Here is a 19,450-nt window from a genome sequence, read left to right on the forward strand (position 1 = left end):
AACTGAACCATCATTTCTGGACCGGTAACACCATCTACATATCCAGGAAAGTTTTCTACTTCATTAGTTGTGGTTAATTGACCTCCTGGTTGCATTCCTTGGTATAACACAGGATTCATGTTGGCTCTTGCTGCATATATGGCCGCAGTATAACCCGCTGGCCCAGAACCTATAATAAGGCATTTAATTTTTTCTATTGTATCCGACATATTTTTATTTTTTGAATTGCAAATGTAATCTTTATTATAAAAAATACACACTCTAATAAATCCAAAAAACTGATGCCTAAATAAATTTTAATTATTTTACAAAATCACTTTGAAAAGCAGAAATAAACCTTATATTTGCACTCGAATTACGGGGTGTAGCGTAGCTCGGTTATCGCGCCTGCTTTGGGAGCAGGAGGCCGCAGGTTCGAATCCTGCCACCCCGACAAAAAAGCCGAACAGCAATGTTCGGCTTTTTTTTTGTAAAAAAATATTGTTGCGTTATCGTGCTCCACTTATGAAAGAAGTACTGCAGTTAAATGCAAATTTTCATGTAAATCGTATATATCTTATTCATTAAAAGTTACTTAAAATATTATACAGGTCAAACTGACAATCTTGAAAACAGATTACAAAGACATAATTCAAGATTGAATTTATCAACTAAAAATGATAAGCCTTGGGTTTTGATTTATAAAATTGAATTAACAACGCTTTCTGAAGCAATGCTTTTAGAATAAAAAAAAGAGGTCCCAAAAGATATTTTGCTGATATTGGTTTCTTTTAAATTAGAGTATAGAGTAACTCGGTTATAGCGTCCCGCTAAGGCGGGAAGACCGCCGATTCGAATCCTGCCACCCCGACTTAAAAATTCAAAAGCCTGCAAAAATCAATATTTTGCAGGCTTTCTTGTTCGATATTTCAATTTAGTAAAATCAAGTACTTAGCATTTATTTTTTTTCAAAATAAAGATAACTAGTACTATTACTTACATCACGTAATCTTATTTTCGAATTATTAAACTCAAACAGCTCCCAATTATCATTTAATTTACTGAGTAATTCAGAACTGAAATTTATTTTTAATTCCCTAACACCATTCTGTACTGTACTTTCCCATTGACCTGTTTCAGAAATAGTCCCATTGGTAGCAACAACCGATTTGTCACTATTAAAGACGAATGAATATCCACTATAAGATGCGGTTTTTTCTGAATCAACATAAAAATAAGGTATTTCCCAAGAACCATTTGTTATTGTTGTTGCAAAATCAAGTGCTACAATGTTATTTTCAGGGCAGTAATCAATGGCATATTTTATAGCATTTTCAAAATCTAAATTACTTGTAATTGATTTGGTTTGATTGTTGTAATCAACTATAGAAATTGGATAATTTAATGAAATATACTCACTGCTACTTAAGTTTTTTATAAAATTAAAAAATGCCTGATCACTTACAATCGATACAGAACTTCCTACTTGATTTGAGCTGTCATATATATTGATCGTTATGGGATAATTGATGTTTAGTCCATTGATTTTAGATAAAAGATCAGGGTAACGATTCCAGTAATCGATTAGGGAATTAAAATCGGTTTCATTAGGAATATTTTTTTCGTAGTAATTATAATAGATCATTGTTACGGGAAAATCTATTTTTACGATATCATTATCGTTACTGTTTGCATTGATATTATCAACTACTTTTTGATAATCGGCAGTTGTATTAACTGCAATTTGTTCATTATTGACAGTAACAGTATAAGGAAGTTTTATGGTACAGTAAGTAGATCCGTCGATTACATTATCCTGGACTGTATTAACCATTGCAACCCTTTGCAAATAAGTAGTAAGAGGAGAAACACTTGTAACTGTTCCTTGTAGATTATAATTTTGCTCGTCCGTTTCACTTTGACAAGAAAACAAAAACAAGAAAACTACTATTGATAAATATTTTTTTAAAGGGGACATATCTATATTTTTACAAAGATAATAAAATTAAAAGAACCTGGTTTTAACAAATTCATCATCAAGGGTTTCGATTTCATTTTTTAAAATTATCAAAAAGAAAACAACATTTCATACCTCTATAAAACAATCAGCTTTACTTTTACCCTACTTAAACTAAAAATAAATACTTTTGTTAAGTACAAATTGAAAAATCTAAATGCCAAACAAAAACCAATCAGACACTTGTGACGAAATAATCTTTTCGTCTTTTTTTAAAAGTCAGGTAAAAGCACTTCGGAATTTTCTTTTTTACAAATTTGGCAATATAACCCAAGCAGAAGATTTGGCACAGGAAGCATTTATAAAACTCTGGCAAAATTGTGCATCAGTACCGATAGAAAAAGCAAAATCATATATTTATACTATTGCAAACAATAGCAGTTTGAACGAAATTGCACATCAAAAAGTTGTTTTGAGATATGAAAAAAACTTCACTGGTTTAGATAAAACAAATGAAAATCCAGAATATCTTTTGGAGGAAAAACAATTTCAAGCCAAACTTCTGAAAGCTATTGAAAACTTGAACGAAAAACATCGAATTGCCTTTTTGATGCATCGAATTGATGGAAAAAAATACAGCGAAATTGCCTTGAATTTAAACATTAGCGTAAAGGCAGTCGAAAAGCGCATTCATTTGGCTTTACTAAGCTTGCGCAAAGAAATTGAGTTATAAAAGTAGGGGAAATTTAGTTCCATTTGTTTTAATGATATAATACCAGCAAAATGAAAGAAAATCGATTATTAGCAAAATGGCTCGACAATGATTTGTCGGAGGATGAATTAGCTGAATTTAAATCAAACCCTGATTTCGAAAAATATCAAAAAATAAAAAATTATACGGAACATTTGGAGGTTGATGATTTGGATGAAAATGCTATGTTATCGAACATTCTTAAGCAGAAAAAAGCCGCTCCAAAAGTAATTTTTATAAATAAAAAATGGATGTTTCGTGTAGCCGCTATATTTGTTCTGGCTCTTGGAATTACTATTTCATTGAAATTCTTTGTATCCCAAACTCAAACAGCAAATTTTGGAGAAAAAACAACTTTTTCATTACCGGATAATTCCGAAGTGGTATTAAATTCCGGTTCTGAAATAAACTATAAAAAATGGAACTGGGATAACAATAGATATCTTGAACTAAAAGGAGAAGCCTATTTCAGGGTATCCAAAGGGAGACGATTTGAAGTACTGACCAGTCTTGGAAAAGTAACGGTTTTAGGAACTCAATTTAACGTTAAAGCCCGAAAAAACAGGTTTAATGTAGTCTGCTATGAAGGACGTGTGAAGGTAAATTATGCAAATACTCAAATTTTATTAACTCATGGTCAAAGCGTTATTTTTGAAAACGGAAAACAAATTAATATGAGAACACATTCATTGAAACCAGAATGGATGGAAAACCAAATGAGTTTTTATAGAGAAAATATTAGACCCATATTAGACGAAGTCGAAAGGCAATACAACATAACGATTGAATTAAACACAAAAGATACTAACGCCCTATTTACGGGAAAATTACCCGCTAAAGACTTGGATGTAGCATTACAAATCATTAGTACAACTTACCACTTAAAAGCAGAAAAAGCAGAAAAAAATAAAATAATTTTTGACAAAAAATAAATGTTGCACCCAAAACAATTTCATTTTTTGTTTTGTATGTTTTTCCTTGCCTTGAATCTTTTTGCTCAAGACAAAGGAGAAGTTATGCCTTTTAAAAAAATCATTAATGATATTGAAAAACAACATCAGGTTACTTTTAATTACACCGAGGATAATATTGCTGGTCTCCAAATAAATCCCCCAAAAGAATCCCTTTCTTTAGATCAAAAACTACGATATCTTGCAAAAGAAACCAATTTATCTTTTGAAAATATAGGCAACAAATTCGTTAATATTTACAAAAAAGATACTGAATCCAAAATAATTTGCGGGTACATTTTTTCTAGTACGGAAAAAAAACCTATTGACAACGCAAATATTAATTTCAGTAATAAAACTCAGGTTACAACTGATTCAAATGGCTATTTTGAGTTTAAAAAAGCGGATTCAACTATATTTTTGATCAGTCATATAGGCTTTATAACCAAAAGAATTGTGGCGGATGATTCAGTCTCTGAAAATTGTCTCCAAATACTATTAGAACCTGAAATTACAGAACTTGAAGAAATTAAAACTAATGCAATTTTGGCTTCAGGAATTTCAAAAAACAAAGATGGATCATTTGAAATTAAACCTAAGAAATTTGGTATTCTACCGGGACTTATCGAACCTGATGCTTTACAGGCAATGCAGCAAATACCTGGCGTAAACAGTATAGATGAAAGTGTATCGAGTATCAATGTACGTGGTGGTACACACGATCAGAATTTATTTTTATGGAACGGAATACGAATGTACCAAACGGGACATTTTTTTGGTTTAATATCCGTCTTCAATCCTAATCTTGCACATACCATTTCAATTTATAAGAATGGTAGTTCTGCATTTTTCGGAGAAAGTGTATCCAGTGTAGTTGCTATTTCTTCAACTCCCGAAACAGACGAAAAAAATGCAATCAGTGCAGGAATAAATATGATTAATGCCGATATTTATGCTAAGTACAATATTTCGAAAAAGAGCTATTTCGAAATTTCAGCACGTAAATCCATTACTGATTTTGTAGAAACACCCACGTACAAAGAATATTTCAATAAAGTATTTCAGAATACTACAATCACTGATTTTTCACAAATCCAAAATGTCGATTATCAAAGTGATAAAAAATTTGGCTTCTATGACGCTACTCTTAAATATGCTCAAAAAATTGGTCTTAAAGACCAATTGATACTGGATTTAATAACCATACAGGACAACTTAGAAGTCTTTCAAAGCGCGACAGTAAACGACATAAACAAATCGGAAAACAATGTTTTGCGCCAACAGAATTATGGCGGAAATTTAGCGTGGGAAAGAAAGTGGAATAACTTCAATACAACTAAAATTAATATTTATAACTCGGCCTATGAACTTTTGGCTGACCAAAGAAATACTATTGGCAATCAAATCGTCATTCAGGAAAATACTGTTAACAATAATGGAATTAATTTAGAGAACAATCATATCATTAGCTCTAAATTTAATTTTAATGAAGGATATCAATTTAACGAAATAGGAGTCACTAATTTAGAACAGGTAAGCAATCCTGATTTCTATCGTAAAGTTAAAGACGTCCTGAGGACCCACGCCTTAATTTTGGAAGGGAAATATAATGATACGCTTTCCAGAATATATTTTAAAGCAGGAGCTCGAATTAATTATATCGAAAAATTTGAAAAATTTATTGTAGAACCCCGTATTCAATTTAGTTATGGCATCAATAAATGCTTAAATTTAGAAGTGTTGGGCGAAGTAAAAAGCCAGAATTCGCAACAAATCATTGATTTGCAAAAAGATTATTTTGGCATTGAAAAAAGGCGTTGGATTCTCTCAAACAACACAACGATCCCCATTCAAAAAAGTAAACAAATATCCTTAAATCTATTCTATAAAAAGAATAATTGGCTGTTAGATATAGAAAATTTTTATAAAAAAGTAAACGGAATTACAACCTCCAGCCAAGGTTTTCAAAACCAATTAGAATTTATTCGAACAACTGGCGATTATGAAGTTTTAGGAACAGAAATGCTTGTTCAGAAAAAAATAAATCATTTTCTGACCTGGTTAAGTTATACCTATAATAAAAATAATTATCAGTTTACCAATTATGAATACCCAAGTTTTCCAAACAATTTTGAGTTAACCCATACTTTATCTTGGGCAGGAATTTATGAGAAAAATAATTTCAAAATTGCATTGGGAACAAAATTGTCTTCAGGAAGACCAAAAACCTCTCCCGACAGTTCTCAAATTGACCTTTCCAATCCCGTACTGGTTTACAACAAACCTAACAATACCAATGTAAATATTTTTTCACAAGTTAATTTTTCCTCGACTTATAAGTGGGAAACTACAAATGGAATTCAATACAAATTAGGAATATCAATTTTAAATATTCTAAACAGGAAAAATGAAATCAACGAATATTATAGAATAAGTTCTTTAACAAATTCTATAGAGGAAGTTGAAACATCCGCACTTCGCAGAACTCCAAATATGAGTTTTAGAGTTTCATTTTAAATTATTTCTACAAAGTTTGTGAAAAATCCTTGTCCTTTTTTTATTTTTTTTAATAAAATAATAACTCTTTTGGTAGGGTAATCTGCATCAAAGCTGTTTTAACTATTGAATCCTATTAAAAGAGTAAAAAATGACTCGAGAGGTCTATTTTATTAATCGAATAAATTAATTGACTATGAAAAAATTAAAAGCAGTCTGTTTAGTGCTAGTTGTAGCTTCGACAATAATGTCATGTAGTGGAGGCGGTGATGATCCAGTGACTCCTCCCGTAACACCACCAACAGGAGGAGTAACCAATCCTACCTATACGGCAAATATTAAAGCAATTATAGATGGGAATTGTATTACCTGCCATGGCCCTGGGGGAGAACAAAGCGATCATCCACTTTTAACGTATGAACAAGTAAGTGCCAGATCTTCGGATATAAAAGAAAGAATAGGAAAACCGGCCGGAGATCCAATGGTGATGCCCAAAGGCGGGAAATTGTCACAGGCTAATATTGATTTGATCAATAAATGGATTGCCAACGGTATGCCTAATTAAAGACGTATGTTAAAAAGAAATGAGTAAAAAAATCAAAATAATCCTTTTTGCCCTAATCGCAATTATCCTGATTGGCTCATTTGCCTATAATTATGTAATCCATGGTGGTGCCAGAAACTTGACATCCGAAAAAACGAATTTCACAGTTACTTCAGCATCCATTACCTCAGAATTTATCACTGACATCGAAACCGCAAATAAAAAATATCTTGAAAAAGCAGTGGCTATCAAAGGGAAAATCACTGCTTCCAATGGAAATGAAGTTATTCTGGACGAGATAATTATTTGTGATTTTAAAAATCAGGATTCATCAATCAAAAAAGGCAAAATGGTAACCGTAAAAGGGAGAGTTGTGGGTTATGATGATTTGATGGGCGAGTTAAAATTGGATCAATGTTTTATAATCAAAAATTAAACTAAATGAACCTAAAATTTTTTTTACCCTTAGTATTTGGTCTTTCGTTCACCAGTCAAGCATCGGCGCAAGATGATTTGCTAAAGGAGTTAGACACCGTAAAATCCAAAGAAAAGCAAGTTGAAATTGCGAGTTTCAAAGGACTGCAAATTTGTAATATGCAATCAACGAAACTAACTGCCAAAGGAGAATGGTATGTACTTATTTCACACCGTTTTGGCGATTTAACCGAAGGGTTAGACAATTTTTTTGGACTTGATGATGCCTACACAAAATTAGGGGGTATTTATGGGGTTACAAACTGGTTATCAGTTGGACTATCAAGACAAACCAATAATAAAATTTATGAATTAACGGCAAAATACAGGTTGAAAAGTCAAGAAACAGATGGGTTTCCTGTCACTATTGTAGGCTACAACACTATGGATATCAATACAAACTTAAGCACAGATATCTATCCTGGATTAGAAACCTATAATCGTTTTGCTTATTCTACCCAGTTACTGATTTCCAGAAAATTCACTGAGAAGTTTTCGGCAGAACTAACACCAATTTATATCCATAAAGACCTATATGATCAAACTACAGAAAGAGAAGATCAATTTACAATAGGAATGGGAGGAAGATACAAATTAACAAAAAGGTTAAGTGTGAATTTAGAATATGCACCTCGAATAAACGCACCAGAAAACACGGTATATCATGATTTACTTTCGATGGGATTGGACATAGACACGGGAGGGCATATTTTTCAGTTAGTATTCTCTAATTGCCAAACGATGAATGATGTTTATGTGTTTTCCAATGCCACAGGAAAATGGAATGGAGGAAGCCTCTATTTTGGATTTAACTTATACAGGGTTTTTTAAAAATTAATAAGATATACTAATGAAATGAGCATGACTTTAAATTGGTAGTAAACACCAATGATGATATGCGAATTCCATATTCAGTTAAAAAACAAATATTATCTACGTATGAAAAAAACGCAACTCTTTTTGATGGCATTATCTGCTGTATTCATCGTTTCCTGCGAATCTAATACTTATGACGAGATTGGCAAAAAGACAGGAAACCCTACTTATGAAGCAGACATAGAGCATATAATTCATCACAATTGCCTTAGCTGTCATTACGGTACAAATCAATATCCCAATCTTGAAACTTATGAAGGAGTAAAAAATGCTTGTATCAACGTTAATTTGGTTTGCAGAATAGAATCGGAAAATTGTGGGGAAAGAATGCCACAAGGAGGAAAATTACCACAGTCGGATATTGATTTGATAAAACTTTGGGTGGCTAATGGGTTTGTGGAAAAATAAGCGAAAACAATGAAAAAAGCAGCCTTCTTAATGATATGTTTTTTGGTGGGAAACATAATTTTCTCCCAGAAGATGATGACCCGAACTGGTGAAATAAAATTTGAGGCCTCAGTACCTTCCTTTGAGCCTGTAGCAGCTGTAAATAATTCAGTTTCTGCGATTTTTGATGAATCGAATGGAGAATTGGCCGCGTTGGCTTTGATAAAGTCTTTCAAATTTAAAGTCCCTTTGATGGAAGAACATTTCAATGAAAATTATATGGAATCTTCCAAATATCCAAAAGCTACTTTTAAAGGTAAAATCACAAATTTTGATGCCTCAAAATTAGCCACTTCGGGAAAATACGATTTGGAGGGTGATTTGACCATACATGGTGTTACCAAAAAAATTAAAACCAAAATCAGCTTGCTTTCAAAAGAGGAAAAATTATATATCAATAGTAGTTTTACTGTCAAAACTCAGGATTTTAACATAAAAATACCCGGTATTGTGAAGAGCAAAGTATCGGAAGATGTTAATGTTGATGTAGATTTTATTCTTGATAAAAAATAAATTTTTAAAAGTAGTATTATCCGTATCATATGGCAAGCATGTTTTTTATAATGCAATTGTATCACTGGATTACCATTTTGAAAAACATTCCCAACCAGTAAATTTTGTTTTACTCTTCTTTAAATAATAGTGAAAATTTAATAATTGTCTTTTTAACCTTAAAATATGTAATCATGAAATCTGTATTTAATTTTTCAGCAATCTTATTATTGCTTTTTATTGGAATTTCTTGCTCCAATAGTGATGATAACAATTCTACTCCTACTCCTGTTATTGTGACTTTTAAAGCTACGTTAACTCCAGTAGAGGGTACTGGTTCTTCCGCACATGGTGATGCAATACTCGAATTTAACCAGACTGCAAAAACATTTAAAATTACGGTAACCTATACGGCAGGATTTACGCCCAATCATGGTCATATACATGCTGCCGACGGATCAGTTGTATTTCCATTTCCTGATACATCTGTTACAACCTCTCCATTTACTCTATCATTTGCTATAACTGATGCTCAAATAGTGGAACTTATGGCCAATCACTATTATGTAAACTTACATACTGTAGCTTTTCCTAATGGAGAAATAAAAGGAACACTTATTAAAACCGGCACTTCTGGTGGCGATGGTGGTGGTGGATCTTATTAAAACCAACTCTTCCTCATTTTTTTTTTAAAAAAAGCCCATTCCATATTTGGTTTGGGCTTTTTTAGTCATTACAACTCTAGTTTTTTTATTATGTTAGGACTAGGATTAAAAGCCCTTTTTTATCTTAATAAGTTATAATAACTTAATTATCAAGAACAGACTTCAATTCAATATACTTTTCCAAGCTTTTAAAATCATGTCCTTTCTCTTTCATCGATTTAATAAAAGATGGTGAAGCTCCTGTTGCTTTTGCTCCAATAACTTCATCTAGATTTGTAACATTGAACCCAAGATTTTGATACTCTTTTATTAATTCAGGTGTTATATTTTGTGATTTTAAAGCAAATAGATCATCTGGTTTGATGTTTTTAAATCCTGCTTTTTGAAAACCCTTTATGTATTCCGGGGTTACATTTAGCGACTTCATAGCCAAAAGATCATCATTCGAAAGATCATTATATCCCAATTCTTTATAAGAATCAATAAATGCCTTATCAATATTCATAGATTTAAAAGCAATGATATTGTCGTCATCCATTTCATCATTACCATTGTTTTTAGTAGAACTACGGAAATCAGCAATATATTTCCCATCAATCCCTTGAGATTTCAATGCTATAATGTTATCTGATGAAAGATCCTTATAACCCGCTTTACGAATCTCTTCGATATAAGCTTTGTCTATGCCAAGCGACTTAAAAGGGATCAGGTTCTCCAAATCAAAATCTGTAATTCCCGACTGTTTAATTGAAGTGATATAAGCTTCATCAATATCAAGGGATGCAAGAGGAATCAGTTGATCGTTCTCTAAATTCCTGTAACCATTTTTACTGAGCATTTTTACATAAGAATGTTTAATGTTTACCATAAAGAATACCATTATATCGTTGTCTTCTTCTATATCGATTCCATTTTGACGCATCTTCTCACTATAATCTTTATTAGGAGTAAATTTATAGGTTCCCATTCCTTTGTTTCCTTCAAATTTTCCAATAAAATACATTATTCCTGCTTCACGTGTCAACGTAAATGAACCTTCTTTATCTCTTGGAAGGCTACTAAAATCATTCAACTGAAAACTACTGGAAGAAGTATCATCCTCATCACTTTTGAATTGGATATTTATGGTATTGCCTTTGATAGTGGCAAACCAATTCCCTTCTGTTTTCATTCCATTTTGAATGTTGGACTGCTCCTTTGGCTCTTTGGATTCTTCATTTAAACTTAGAGTTTGTCCTTGCGCTACCGGTTGATTAAAAAGGCAGGCAAACAAGACTAATAAAGGCAACAGGAAAAAATATTTCCAAGTAGTGTGCACGCTTGATTTTTTTGAATTCATCATAATGATTCGTTTTTTGATTAATGATTGATTATAATTAGTTGTAAGACTCAATGGAAAATGGGGTGCCGCTACCTTAAGCAGACTAAACTGATAACTTTCTTTTTCAACAGTGTCCTGCTGCAGCATTTTATCATCAGTCAAAAATTCAAGATTGCTTTCCAATGCTTTTCGCCATTGCCATGCAAAAGGATTGAACCATTGAAAAATAAGAACTACTTCAGCAAGTAAAAGGTCAATAGTGTGTTTTTGCTCAATATGAATTTTTTCATGCTGCAAAATCTGAGTATACGTTTCCCACTCGTATTTCTCTGGGTTGATAAAAATATTGTTGGCAAATGAACAAGGAGCTTTGTCGCCGGTAATTTCCACAATTCGAAATTTACCATCCTGAATTGCCGATAAGGAATACGCTCTATACAACAGCACGCAAGCCTGCATCAAAAAGTTAAGCGCAAAGATTAATACACCAAACCAATACAAATAAACTAGCCATTGGAGCAACAAGTCAACATCAAATGTCTGTTTAGCTTGTTCAATAAACACTTCCTGTACTGGCGGTGCTTTTAACTGGACAGCCTGATTTTTGTCAACAGCCGTTTCTGCCAAAGGAATATGTTTTTCAATAGCATCTTTCCTTAACGACAGTTGCTGAGGAACCGGAAGCAATGGCAAAATAAAAGCCAAAATCATGCAGCTGAGCAAAACAAGCCTGTTCAATTGAAAGAAAGTTTCTTTTTGCAGAAGCAACTTATAAAACATAAGACAGGCAGAAAGAATAAGGGCTGTATACAAAATATAAGGTATCATATTTTATCTTTTTTAATGATGTTTACTATTTCATCCAATTCATTTTCTGTAAGCTTTTGCTCTTTAGCAAAAAAAGCAAGCATTCGAGGATACGAGTTATCAAAATACTGGCTAACAATATCCTTCAATGCAAATTGTTGGTATTCTTCTCTACTGATAACTGGAAAAAAACTATGCATATTCCCTGCTGTTTCATGATTCAGAAACCCTTTTTCCTCCAATATCTTCACTATTGTTGCCACACTGTTATAATGTGGTTTTGGATCTGGCAATAATGGAATTATATCCCTAATAAAGGCTTTGTTTAAATCCCAAAACACTTGCATTATCTGTTCTTCTCGCTTAGCTAATTTTATCATTCTTAAAATATTTTAGCGCAAGATACTACTAATTAGTTAGTAGGCAAACTAATTTGTTAGTATTTTAACTAATTGATTAGTACCAACATTGAACACATACATTTTAAAAACAAAAAAATATCATATAAAACACTAACAAACAGTAAACTAAAAACATATTTATAAACAAAACCAACCCATTATTTCTTAATTTTACAATAACACTAATTCAATGAGAAGCACAAATTCAAATAAAATGACTTATACGCTAATAATCCTTTTTCTATTTATGCCAATATAATCCAGAGCAAATCAATTCTATTTTTAAAAATATAAATCCCTATTTTTGCACCTTAAAACACAATAAATCTATTTTATGCTCATCATAGGAATCGCAGGAGGAACAGGATCAGGAAAAACTACCGTGGTACATCAAATCATGAATGAATTACCCGAAGCTGAAGTTGGAATTATTGCTCAAGACTCGTACTACAAACAAACGCACGACCTGAGTTACGAAGACCGTTCCCATATCAATTTTGACCATCCAAGAGCTATTGATTTCGAATTGTTGGTAGCGCACCTCAAAGAATTAAAGGCCGGAAATACCATTAATCAACCTGTCTATTCTTTTGTGCAACACAATAGAACCGACGACATCGTTGTTACCCATCCAAGAAAAGTAATGATTGTGGAAGGCATATTAATCCTGACAAATCCCGAATTAAGAAATCTTTTTGACATCAAAATATTTGTTCATGCCGATTCAGACGAACGCTTAATTCGTCGTATGAAAAGAGATATTGCCGAACGTGGAAGAGACATGCATGAAGTTCTGAGCCGCTATCAAAGTACACTAAAACCAATGCATGAACAATTTATTGAACCTTCAAAAGCCTATGCCGACATAATAATTCCAAACGACAAATTCAATACTGTAGCCATCGATGTAGTTCGCGCCGTAATTAATCAACGTATTTTATAATTTTGTTGTAATTTTATCGTGTTTAATTCACAAATATTCTTTGTTGCATTTTGTATAATGTAAATTAAGGAGTTATAAAACAAATAGTCGTTCCCCATTAAATTTGGATTAAAAAATATTCCCAATGAAAAACCCATTTAAAGACAAATCTTGGTTTAAATTCCTAAGTAACAAGTACGTTTGGGTCTCGTTATCATTTTTAACATGGATGGTATTTTTGGATAATTACTCCTATTTTGAACATCGCTTTCTAGACAAACAAATTAATGAGTTAGAAGACAATGCTACTTATTATCAGGGTGAAATAAAAAAGGATGAAGAAAACATCAAACAGCTAAAAAATCCTTTGCAAATTGAAAAATATGCCCGGGAAAAATACTATATGAAAAAAGATAGTGAAGATATTTATATCATCGAATTTGATGGTGATACTGTCAAAAAAAAATAATCCTATCGCATTTCAAATCTAATTACAATTAAAAAATGGCCAAGAATTTATTCGACGATTTCAGCCCTGTTTCTGCAAAACTTTGGAAACAAAAAATTCAATTTGAACTCAAAGGAGCCGATTATAACGAAACGGTAATCTGGAATTCACCCGAGGACATCAAAGTAAAACCATTTTACGATAAAGAAGATATTACTAAAAAGTATACCGTCTCCACAAAAGCTTCGCAATTCAAAATTTGCCAAAACATCTATGTCTTTGATATAGAAAAATCAATTGAAAAAGCGTTGGATTCCATCAATCGTGGAGCCGAAAGTCTGCGTTTTACCATTCCGGAAGAAACCGTAAATATTGGAAAACTATTGGAAAAACTTCCTTTAGAAAAAATTGCCATTTACTTTCATTTCAATTTTATTTCAATCGATTTCGTTAAAAAKATTAACGCTATTGMAAAAGAAAAAAAAGCGACTGTCTATTGTCTTTTAGATCCAATTGGACAATTGGCCAAAGACGGAAATTGGTACAATACCCAAGAGAAAAACAACTTTGACACCTTAAATATATTATCAAAAGAAACCTCAACTCTTTCGATTATAAGTATAAACGGTGGATTATATCAAAATGCCGGCGCCACTATGGTACAGCAAATTGCTTACAATCTGGCACACGCCAATGAATATTTCAATCGAATTCCAGAAATAAATCAACCTATCGTTTTTCAGATTTCTGTAGGAGCCAATTATTTTTTCGAAATCGCAAAACTTCGCGCTTTTCGAATCCTTTTCAAAACCATAGCCAAAGAATACAATCATAATCTGGATTGTCATTTGCTGGTAACTCCAACAAAGCGCAACAAAACTATCTACGATTACAATGTGAATATGCTGCGTACCACAACCGAATGTATGAGTGCTATTCTTGGTGGAGCAAATGCTATTGCAAATTTGCCATATGATGCTTTGTATCATAAAGACAATGAATTTGGAGATAGAATTGCTCGAAATCAATTATTGATTCTAAAAGAGGAAAGTTATTTTGACAAAGTGGATAATCCTGGCGATGGGAGTTATTATATCGAAAGCCTAACCAATCAATTGGCCGAAAAAGCATTAGTATTATTCAAAGACATTGAAGCCAACGGAGGTTTTCTAAAGCAGCTGAACGAAGGTTTAATCAAAAGAAAAATACAGGAAAGCGCGGATGCCGAACAAAGCTTGTTTGATTCTGGAAAAGAAACACTTTTGGGAACCAATAAATATCCTAACAAAAATGACAAAATGAAAAATGATTTAGAATTGTTTCCTTTTGTAAAAATCAAACCGAGAAAAACTTTGATTACTCCAATAATTGAAAAAAGATTGGCGGAAAAATTAGAGCAGGAAAGACTTTCTGAAGAGTAATCAAGTTACAATATTCAGTCTTCAATAGAAACTAAAAATCAATTTGGTCAAGTAACTAAAGTGATTAAAGGCTAAAAAAATGAAAAGAAAAGATTTACAACATATAAAGCTTGACAATTCCAACAATTTGGAAACTGACTCTTTACACTTGGGACAAAATTTCCAAACTGCTGAAGGGATTGAACTTCACAAAACGTATACGGAAAAAGATATAGAAACTATCGAGCATCTTGGTTTTGGAGCTGGTTTTGCACCCAACTTGCGTGGGCCTTATGCAACTATGTACGTTCGCAGACCTTGGACAATAAGACAATATGCAGGATTTTCAACTGCTGAAGAAAGCAATGCTTTTTATAGACGAAACTTAGCTGCAGGTCAAAAAGGCCTTTCAATCGCTTTTGATTTACCCACGCACAGAGGTTACGATTCGGATCATGAACGAGTAGTAGGTGATGTTGGAAAAGCGGGAGTAGCCATAGACTCTGTTGAAGATATGAAAGTATTATTCAATCAGATTCCACTTGACGAAATGTCGGTTTCAATGACTATGAACGGTGCCGTTTTACCAATTATGGCTTTTTATATTGTTGCAGCCGAAGAACAAGGTGTAAAACCGGAGCAACTTTCTGGAACCATTCAAAATGATATCTTGAAAGAATTTATGGTGCGTAATACATACATCTACCCACCTACTCCATCAATGAAAATCATAGCTGACATATTTGAATTCACCAGCAACAAAATGCCGAAATTCAATTCCATTTCCATCTCGGGATACCATATGCAAGAAGCTGGAGCAACGGCTGATATCGAATTAGCTTACACATTGGCCGATGGATTGGAATATATCAGAACAGGATTGGCTACGGGAATGAAAATTGATGATTTTGCTCCTCGCCTCTCTTTTTTCTGGGCAATCGGGATGAACCATTTTATGGAAATTGCCAAAATGAGAGCAGGAAGAATGATTTGGGCCAAATTGATTAAACAATTCAACCCAACTGACGATAAATCATTGGCACTGAGAACTCACTGCCAAACATCAGGTTGGAGTTTAACGGAACAAGATCCTTTTAATAATGTGGCGCGCACTTGTATCGAAGCTACTGCTGCAGCCTTTGGAGGAACACAATCCCTACATACCAATGCACTAGACGAAGCGATTGCTTTACCTACTGATTTTTCGGCTCGAATTGCCCGTAATACCCAAATCTATTTACAGGAAGAAACCAAAATAACCAAAACTGTAGATCCATGGGCTGGTAGTTATTATGTAGAAAGCCTGACCAACGAAATTGCAGAAAAAGCTTGGAAACTCATAGAAGAAGTTGAAGAATTGGGTGGAATGACAAAAGCCATTGAAACTGGAATTCCAAAAATTAGAATTGAGGAAGCTGCAGCACGCAAACAAGCTCGTATTGACAGTAGTCAAGATATCATTGTTGGAGTCAACAAATACCGTTTGGAAAAAGAAGATCCATTACAAATTCTAGATGTAGACAATCAAATGGTTCGTCAACAACAACTCGAACAATTAGACAGAATCAAAGCTTCCAGAGATTCAGATAAAGTACAGGCATCCCTTCAAAAATTGAAGCTTTGTGCCGAAACTGGAGAAGGAAACTTACTTGAATTTGCAATTGAAGCAGCAAGAAATCGTTGTACATTGGGAGAAATTAGCGATGCATTGGAAACTGTTTTCGGAAGATATAAAGCACAAATTAAATCTTTTAGCGGAGTATATAGCAAAGAAATGAAAGACGACAAAAGCTTTGAAAAAGCAAAACAACTGGCGGATGCCTTTGCCAAACAAGAAGGACGTCGCCCAAGAATCATGATTGCCAAAATGGGACAGGATGGTCACGACCGTGGTGCCAAAGTAGTAGCCACAGGCTATGCCGACGTGGGTTTTGATGTGGATATAKGTCCACTATTTCAAACACCAGCAGAAGCAGCCAAACAAGCTGTAGAAAACGACGTGCACATCCTTGGTGTATCCTCGCTTGCGGCAGGTCATAAGACATTGGTTCCCCAAGTAATCGAAGAATTAAAAAAATACGGAAGGGAAGACATTATGGTTATTGTTGGTGGAGTAATCCCAACTCAAGATTATCAATTTTTATTTGATGCTGGAGCTGTAGCCGTTTTTGGACCTGGTACAAAAATAAGTGATGCAGCCATTCAAATTTTAGAAATTCTAATTGATTAATAAGACCCTTCTTTTAAAAAAAAATCAATTGACAACATTAAATTGATTCTTTACTTTTTTATAGTTATTCAGCACTTTAATCAGCTATTAAAGTGTTGAATAACTACATTAAAATACTTCGATAAAAAAACAATATCTGCATTGATAATCTATACATTTGGATTTACATAAAAGTTATCTTCTTCTTTTTCAATAGTTTTTTTTAAACTAACTCAAGCAAAAGCCAAATCGTCAGAAACAAACTATTGATCAAAGATTAGCCAGACAAGATTTATTTTTTAAACATTATCCTATATTTTTCTACCTTAAAACTTAAAATTGGGAGGTACTTGCTTAATAATTAAAATTTTATAACTCTCTATCTGAATAAAATAGATTCATTTAAATTAACATCCGTTAAGCAAGGCGTTAACAATACATGTTTTATAATTAACCTATTTTTATAACACTTTTTAAAATAAATAAAACAACAAAAAGGGGAAGTAATAATTAAGAAGCCTTACTATTTGTTTTAAAAATATAATTTCAAAATATAATATTAATTTTAAATAGAATATTATGAAAACCGTTTTGATTATTGCATTAGTTTTAGGATTGAATATTACCTCATACTCGCAGAATAATGCAGGGGAAGGTAATGATGAAGGAAATATAAACACAGTAGACCTACCTGAGATTGTTATTAAAAATGCAGGAAAAGATTTTTCCTATTATTTACCAGATAAAAACCCAGATCCAGGTGTTAAACAACTACAAAAAGAGTTTATTGCCTATAATTTAGGAAAAGACTATGAAGGTTTTGAAAATTTTCTTGTAATTCTTGAAGGACAAAATGGGATTTTGACCGCCACTTATGATTCCAACGGAAAACTTACCAGTGTTGTCGAAAAATATGCCAATACGCAACTGCCTACCCCCGTCATCTATTCAATTTACAAAGCATATCCTGGTTGGCAAATTGTAAATGATAAATATCTCTACACTCAAGAAAATGGGGATGTTACAAAAAAAGAATACAATTTGAAACTCAAAAAAAACAACGAAGTAATTAAATTAAAAGTAAATCCGAAAGGTGAAATTATCGAAAAAAGCTAAACTAAAAAATTTAAGAGGCGGTTTGGAAAATCATTTCCAAACCGCCTCTTAATAATAAAAATTCAAGGTTCAATACAATTGAAATCACTTTTGCAGTACTGTCAGGAACAATAAAAGAAGTATCGTAACCTCCAAATTCTCAGATAGCTTCCTTAACGAAACTCTATAAACCTCTTTAATAAAACGTTTCTCTATTTTTCCAAAACAATATCTGAATAGATACTCTATCCATTTAATTTTTCCTAAAAGTTATCTTCTTTTCATTTCTTTATATCTTTTCCTCTAACACAAATAAAAATTCCAATCTCCAGAAACAAACTATTCGTCAAAGAATAACCTAACTCCATTTATTTCTCATATACTATACCTTTTTTCAATCTTAAAATTTAAAATTGGGAGGTACTTGCTTAATAATTAAAATTTTAGGACTTTCAATCTGAATAAAAAAAGCTTTTTAAATTAACATCCTTTAAGCAAGGCGTTAACAATACATGCATTAAAATTAACCTATTTTTATAATAGTTTTTAGAATAAATAATATAACAAAAAGGGGAAGAAAATGAATAAGCCTTGCCATTTATTTTAAAAATAAAATTTCAAAATATAATATTAATTTAAAATAGAATATTATGAAAGCAGTTTTAATTATTGCATTAGTTTTGGGAATGCATATTACCTCATACTCTCAAAATAAGATAGGAGAAGGTAATGACGAAGGAAATATGAGCACAGTAGACCTACCAGAAATTGTTATTAAAAACGCTGGTAAAGATTTCTCCTATTATTTACCAGACAAAAACCCAGACATAACCGTTAATCAGCTTGAGAAAGAATTTGTAGCTTATGATTTAGGGAAAGACTATGAGGGATATGAAAATTATCTTGTCATTTTATCCACAGGAAAAGGAACATTATCAGCAACTTACGACATGAAAGGTAAACTAACTAGTGTTGTTGAAAAATACACTGATACTATGTTACCTCATGCGGTTATTTACTCTGTATACAAAGCATACCCAGGTTGGAAAATTGTAAATGACAAATATCTCTACACTCAAGAAAATGGGGATATTACAAAAAAAGAATACAATTTAAAACTCAAAAAAAACAACGAAGTAATTAAATTAAAAGTAAATCCGAAAGGAGAAATTATCGAAAAAAGCTAAACTAAAAAATTTAAGAGGCGGTTTGGTAA

At 32.5% G+C, this 19,450-nt stretch carries 20 protein-coding genes and 1 tRNA gene; 17 read left to right on the forward strand and 4 right to left on the reverse strand.

Annotated elements, in window-relative coordinates; all coding sequences use genetic code 11:
* The coding region (locus AC1DY0_RS05275; RefSeq protein ID WP_477187611.1) for an FAD-dependent oxidoreductase at positions 1-209 on the reverse strand (209 nt) is incomplete at its 3' end.
* A 149-nt stretch (positions 210-358) separates the two neighbouring features.
* On the opposite strand from AC1DY0_RS05275, the gene AC1DY0_RS05280 reads away from it, so the two are divergent.
* Together AC1DY0_RS05280 and AC1DY0_RS05285 are read left to right on the forward strand one after the other, a co-directional pair.
* Positions 359-433 (forward strand) — tRNA-Pro (locus AC1DY0_RS05280).
* 120 nt (positions 434-553) lie between these two features.
* A complete protein-coding gene (locus tag AC1DY0_RS05285) occupies positions 554-727 on the forward strand; it encodes a GIY-YIG nuclease family protein (RefSeq protein ID WP_477187818.1) in 174 nt (57 codons plus the stop codon).
* Positions 728-937: 210 nt separating this feature from the next.
* Here AC1DY0_RS05285 and AC1DY0_RS05290 read toward each other — a convergent pair whose 3' ends face one another.
* Positions 938-1,957, reverse strand: coding sequence for a hypothetical protein (locus AC1DY0_RS05290; protein ID WP_477187612.1), 1,020 nt, complete (start codon positions 1,955-1,957; stop codon positions 938-940).
* A gap of 196 nt (positions 1,958-2,153) precedes the next feature.
* Between AC1DY0_RS05290 and AC1DY0_RS05295 the strand changes: the two genes are divergently transcribed.
* From AC1DY0_RS05295 to AC1DY0_RS05335, 9 genes are all read left to right on the forward strand, one after another.
* Positions 2,154-2,669: an RNA polymerase sigma factor gene (locus AC1DY0_RS05295; protein WP_477187613.1), complete on the forward strand. Its 516-nt coding sequence runs from the start codon at positions 2,154-2,156 to the stop codon at positions 2,667-2,669.
* A 50-nt stretch (positions 2,670-2,719) separates the two neighbouring features.
* Positions 2,720-3,619, forward strand: a complete 900-nt coding sequence (locus AC1DY0_RS05300) for a FecR family protein (protein ID WP_477187614.1) — start codon at positions 2,720-2,722, stop codon at positions 3,617-3,619.
* Positions 3,620-3,655: 36 nt separating this feature from the next.
* Positions 3,656-6,154: a carboxypeptidase-like regulatory domain-containing protein gene (locus tag AC1DY0_RS05305; protein WP_477187615.1), complete on the forward strand. Its 2,499-nt coding sequence runs from the start codon at positions 3,656-3,658 to the stop codon at positions 6,152-6,154.
* A gap of 175 nt (positions 6,155-6,329) precedes the next feature.
* Positions 6,330-6,698: a c-type cytochrome gene (locus tag AC1DY0_RS05310; protein ID WP_477187616.1), complete on the forward strand. Its 369-nt coding sequence runs from the start codon at positions 6,330-6,332 to the stop codon at positions 6,696-6,698.
* A gap of 19 nt (positions 6,699-6,717) precedes the next feature.
* On the forward strand, positions 6,718-7,113 hold the full coding sequence (locus AC1DY0_RS05315) for an OB-fold protein (RefSeq protein ID WP_477187617.1): 396 nt from the start codon (positions 6,718-6,720) through the stop codon (positions 7,111-7,113).
* Between the two features lie 5 nt (positions 7,114-7,118).
* Positions 7,119-7,982, forward strand: coding sequence for a DUF5777 family beta-barrel protein (locus AC1DY0_RS05320; RefSeq protein ID WP_477187618.1), 864 nt, complete (start codon positions 7,119-7,121; stop codon positions 7,980-7,982).
* Between the two features lie 108 nt (positions 7,983-8,090).
* On the forward strand, positions 8,091-8,435 hold the full coding sequence (locus tag AC1DY0_RS05325) for a hypothetical protein (protein ID WP_477187619.1): 345 nt from the start codon (positions 8,091-8,093) through the stop codon (positions 8,433-8,435).
* 9 nt (positions 8,436-8,444) lie between these two features.
* Positions 8,445-8,987 (forward strand): YceI family protein, encoded by a 543-nt coding sequence (locus AC1DY0_RS05330; protein ID WP_477187620.1) that lies wholly within the window; start codon positions 8,445-8,447, stop codon positions 8,985-8,987.
* A gap of 173 nt (positions 8,988-9,160) precedes the next feature.
* On the forward strand, positions 9,161-9,631 hold the full coding sequence (locus AC1DY0_RS05335; RefSeq protein ID WP_477187621.1) for a CHRD domain-containing protein: 471 nt from the start codon (positions 9,161-9,163) through the stop codon (positions 9,629-9,631).
* A 142-nt stretch (positions 9,632-9,773) separates the two neighbouring features.
* Here AC1DY0_RS05335 and AC1DY0_RS05340 read toward each other — a convergent pair whose 3' ends face one another.
* Entirely contained in the window at positions 9,774-11,780 is a 2,007-nt protein-coding gene (locus AC1DY0_RS05340; RefSeq protein WP_477187622.1) for a M56 family metallopeptidase, read from the reverse strand.
* Positions 11,777-12,139: a BlaI/MecI/CopY family transcriptional regulator gene (locus AC1DY0_RS05345; protein ID WP_116795893.1), complete on the reverse strand. Its 363-nt coding sequence runs from the start codon at positions 12,137-12,139 to the stop codon at positions 11,777-11,779. Before AC1DY0_RS05345 ends, AC1DY0_RS05340 begins: the two co-directional genes overlap by 4 nt.
* Positions 12,140-12,494: 355 nt before the next feature.
* On the opposite strand from AC1DY0_RS05345, the gene udk reads away from it, so the two are divergent.
* The 6 genes from udk (at position 12,495) to AC1DY0_RS05375 (ending at position 19,421) form a co-directional block, all read left to right on the forward strand.
* Positions 12,495-13,103 (forward strand): uridine kinase, encoded by a 609-nt coding sequence (gene udk, locus AC1DY0_RS05350; RefSeq protein ID WP_477187623.1) that lies wholly within the window; start codon positions 12,495-12,497, stop codon positions 13,101-13,103.
* A 124-nt stretch (positions 13,104-13,227) separates the two neighbouring features.
* The gene (locus tag AC1DY0_RS05355; RefSeq protein ID WP_116795895.1) at positions 13,228-13,551 is read left to right on the forward strand and encodes an FtsB family cell division protein; all 324 of its coding nucleotides are present in this window, start codon (positions 13,228-13,230) and stop codon (positions 13,549-13,551) included.
* A 35-nt stretch (positions 13,552-13,586) separates the two neighbouring features.
* Entirely contained in the window at positions 13,587-14,951 is a 1,365-nt protein-coding gene (locus AC1DY0_RS05360) for a methylmalonyl-CoA mutase subunit beta (RefSeq protein WP_477187624.1), read from the forward strand.
* A 79-nt stretch (positions 14,952-15,030) separates the two neighbouring features.
* Complete coding sequence (gene scpA / locus AC1DY0_RS05365) at positions 15,031-17,160, forward strand: methylmalonyl-CoA mutase (RefSeq protein ID WP_477187625.1); 2,130 nt, start codon at positions 15,031-15,033, stop codon at positions 17,158-17,160.
* A 558-nt stretch (positions 17,161-17,718) separates the two neighbouring features.
* Positions 17,719-18,255, forward strand: a complete 537-nt coding sequence (locus AC1DY0_RS05370) for a hypothetical protein (protein ID WP_477187626.1) — start codon at positions 17,719-17,721, stop codon at positions 18,253-18,255.
* A gap of 629 nt (positions 18,256-18,884) precedes the next feature.
* The gene (locus tag AC1DY0_RS05375) at positions 18,885-19,421 is read left to right on the forward strand and encodes a hypothetical protein (RefSeq protein ID WP_477187627.1); all 537 of its coding nucleotides are present in this window, start codon (positions 18,885-18,887) and stop codon (positions 19,419-19,421) included.
* Positions 19,422-19,450 lie beyond the last annotated feature (29 nt).

This window comes from Flavobacterium sp. P1_E4 (genome assembly GCF_056405915.1).

Coding starts and splice junctions, on each gene's coding strand:
- AC1DY0_RS05315 (WP_477187617.1), top strand. CDS start 6,718: ATGAGTAAAAAAATCAAAATAATCCTTTTTGCCCTAATCGCAATTATC.
- AC1DY0_RS05340 (WP_477187622.1), bottom strand. CDS start 11,780: ATGATACCTTATATTTTGTATACAGCCCTTATTCTTTCTGCCTGTCTT.
- AC1DY0_RS05300 (WP_477187614.1), top strand. CDS start 2,720: ATGAAAGAAAATCGATTATTAGCAAAATGGCTCGACAATGATTTGTCG.
- AC1DY0_RS05335 (WP_477187621.1), top strand. CDS start 9,161: ATGAAATCTGTATTTAATTTTTCAGCAATCTTATTATTGCTTTTTATT.
- AC1DY0_RS05290 (WP_477187612.1), bottom strand. CDS start 1,957: ATGTCCCCTTTAAAAAAATATTTATCAATAGTAGTTTTCTTGTTTTTG.
- AC1DY0_RS05375 (WP_477187627.1), top strand. CDS start 18,885: ATGAAAGCAGTTTTAATTATTGCATTAGTTTTGGGAATGCATATTACC.
- AC1DY0_RS05330 (WP_477187620.1), top strand. CDS start 8,445: ATGAAAAAAGCAGCCTTCTTAATGATATGTTTTTTGGTGGGAAACATA.
- AC1DY0_RS05355 (WP_116795895.1), top strand. CDS start 13,228: ATGAAAAACCCATTTAAAGACAAATCTTGGTTTAAATTCCTAAGTAAC.
- udk (WP_477187623.1), top strand. CDS start 12,495: ATGCTCATCATAGGAATCGCAGGAGGAACAGGATCAGGAAAAACTACC.
- AC1DY0_RS05320 (WP_477187618.1), top strand. CDS start 7,119: ATGAACCTAAAATTTTTTTTACCCTTAGTATTTGGTCTTTCGTTCACC.
- AC1DY0_RS05345 (WP_116795893.1), bottom strand. CDS start 12,139: ATGATAAAATTAGCTAAGCGAGAAGAACAGATAATGCAAGTGTTTTGG.
- AC1DY0_RS05310 (WP_477187616.1), top strand. CDS start 6,330: ATGAAAAAATTAAAAGCAGTCTGTTTAGTGCTAGTTGTAGCTTCGACA.
- AC1DY0_RS05305 (WP_477187615.1), top strand. CDS start 3,656: ATGTTTTTCCTTGCCTTGAATCTTTTTGCTCAAGACAAAGGAGAAGTT.
- AC1DY0_RS05325 (WP_477187619.1), top strand. CDS start 8,091: ATGAAAAAAACGCAACTCTTTTTGATGGCATTATCTGCTGTATTCATC.
- AC1DY0_RS05295 (WP_477187613.1), top strand. CDS start 2,154: ATGCCAAACAAAAACCAATCAGACACTTGTGACGAAATAATCTTTTCG.
- AC1DY0_RS05370 (WP_477187626.1), top strand. CDS start 17,719: ATGAAAACCGTTTTGATTATTGCATTAGTTTTAGGATTGAATATTACC.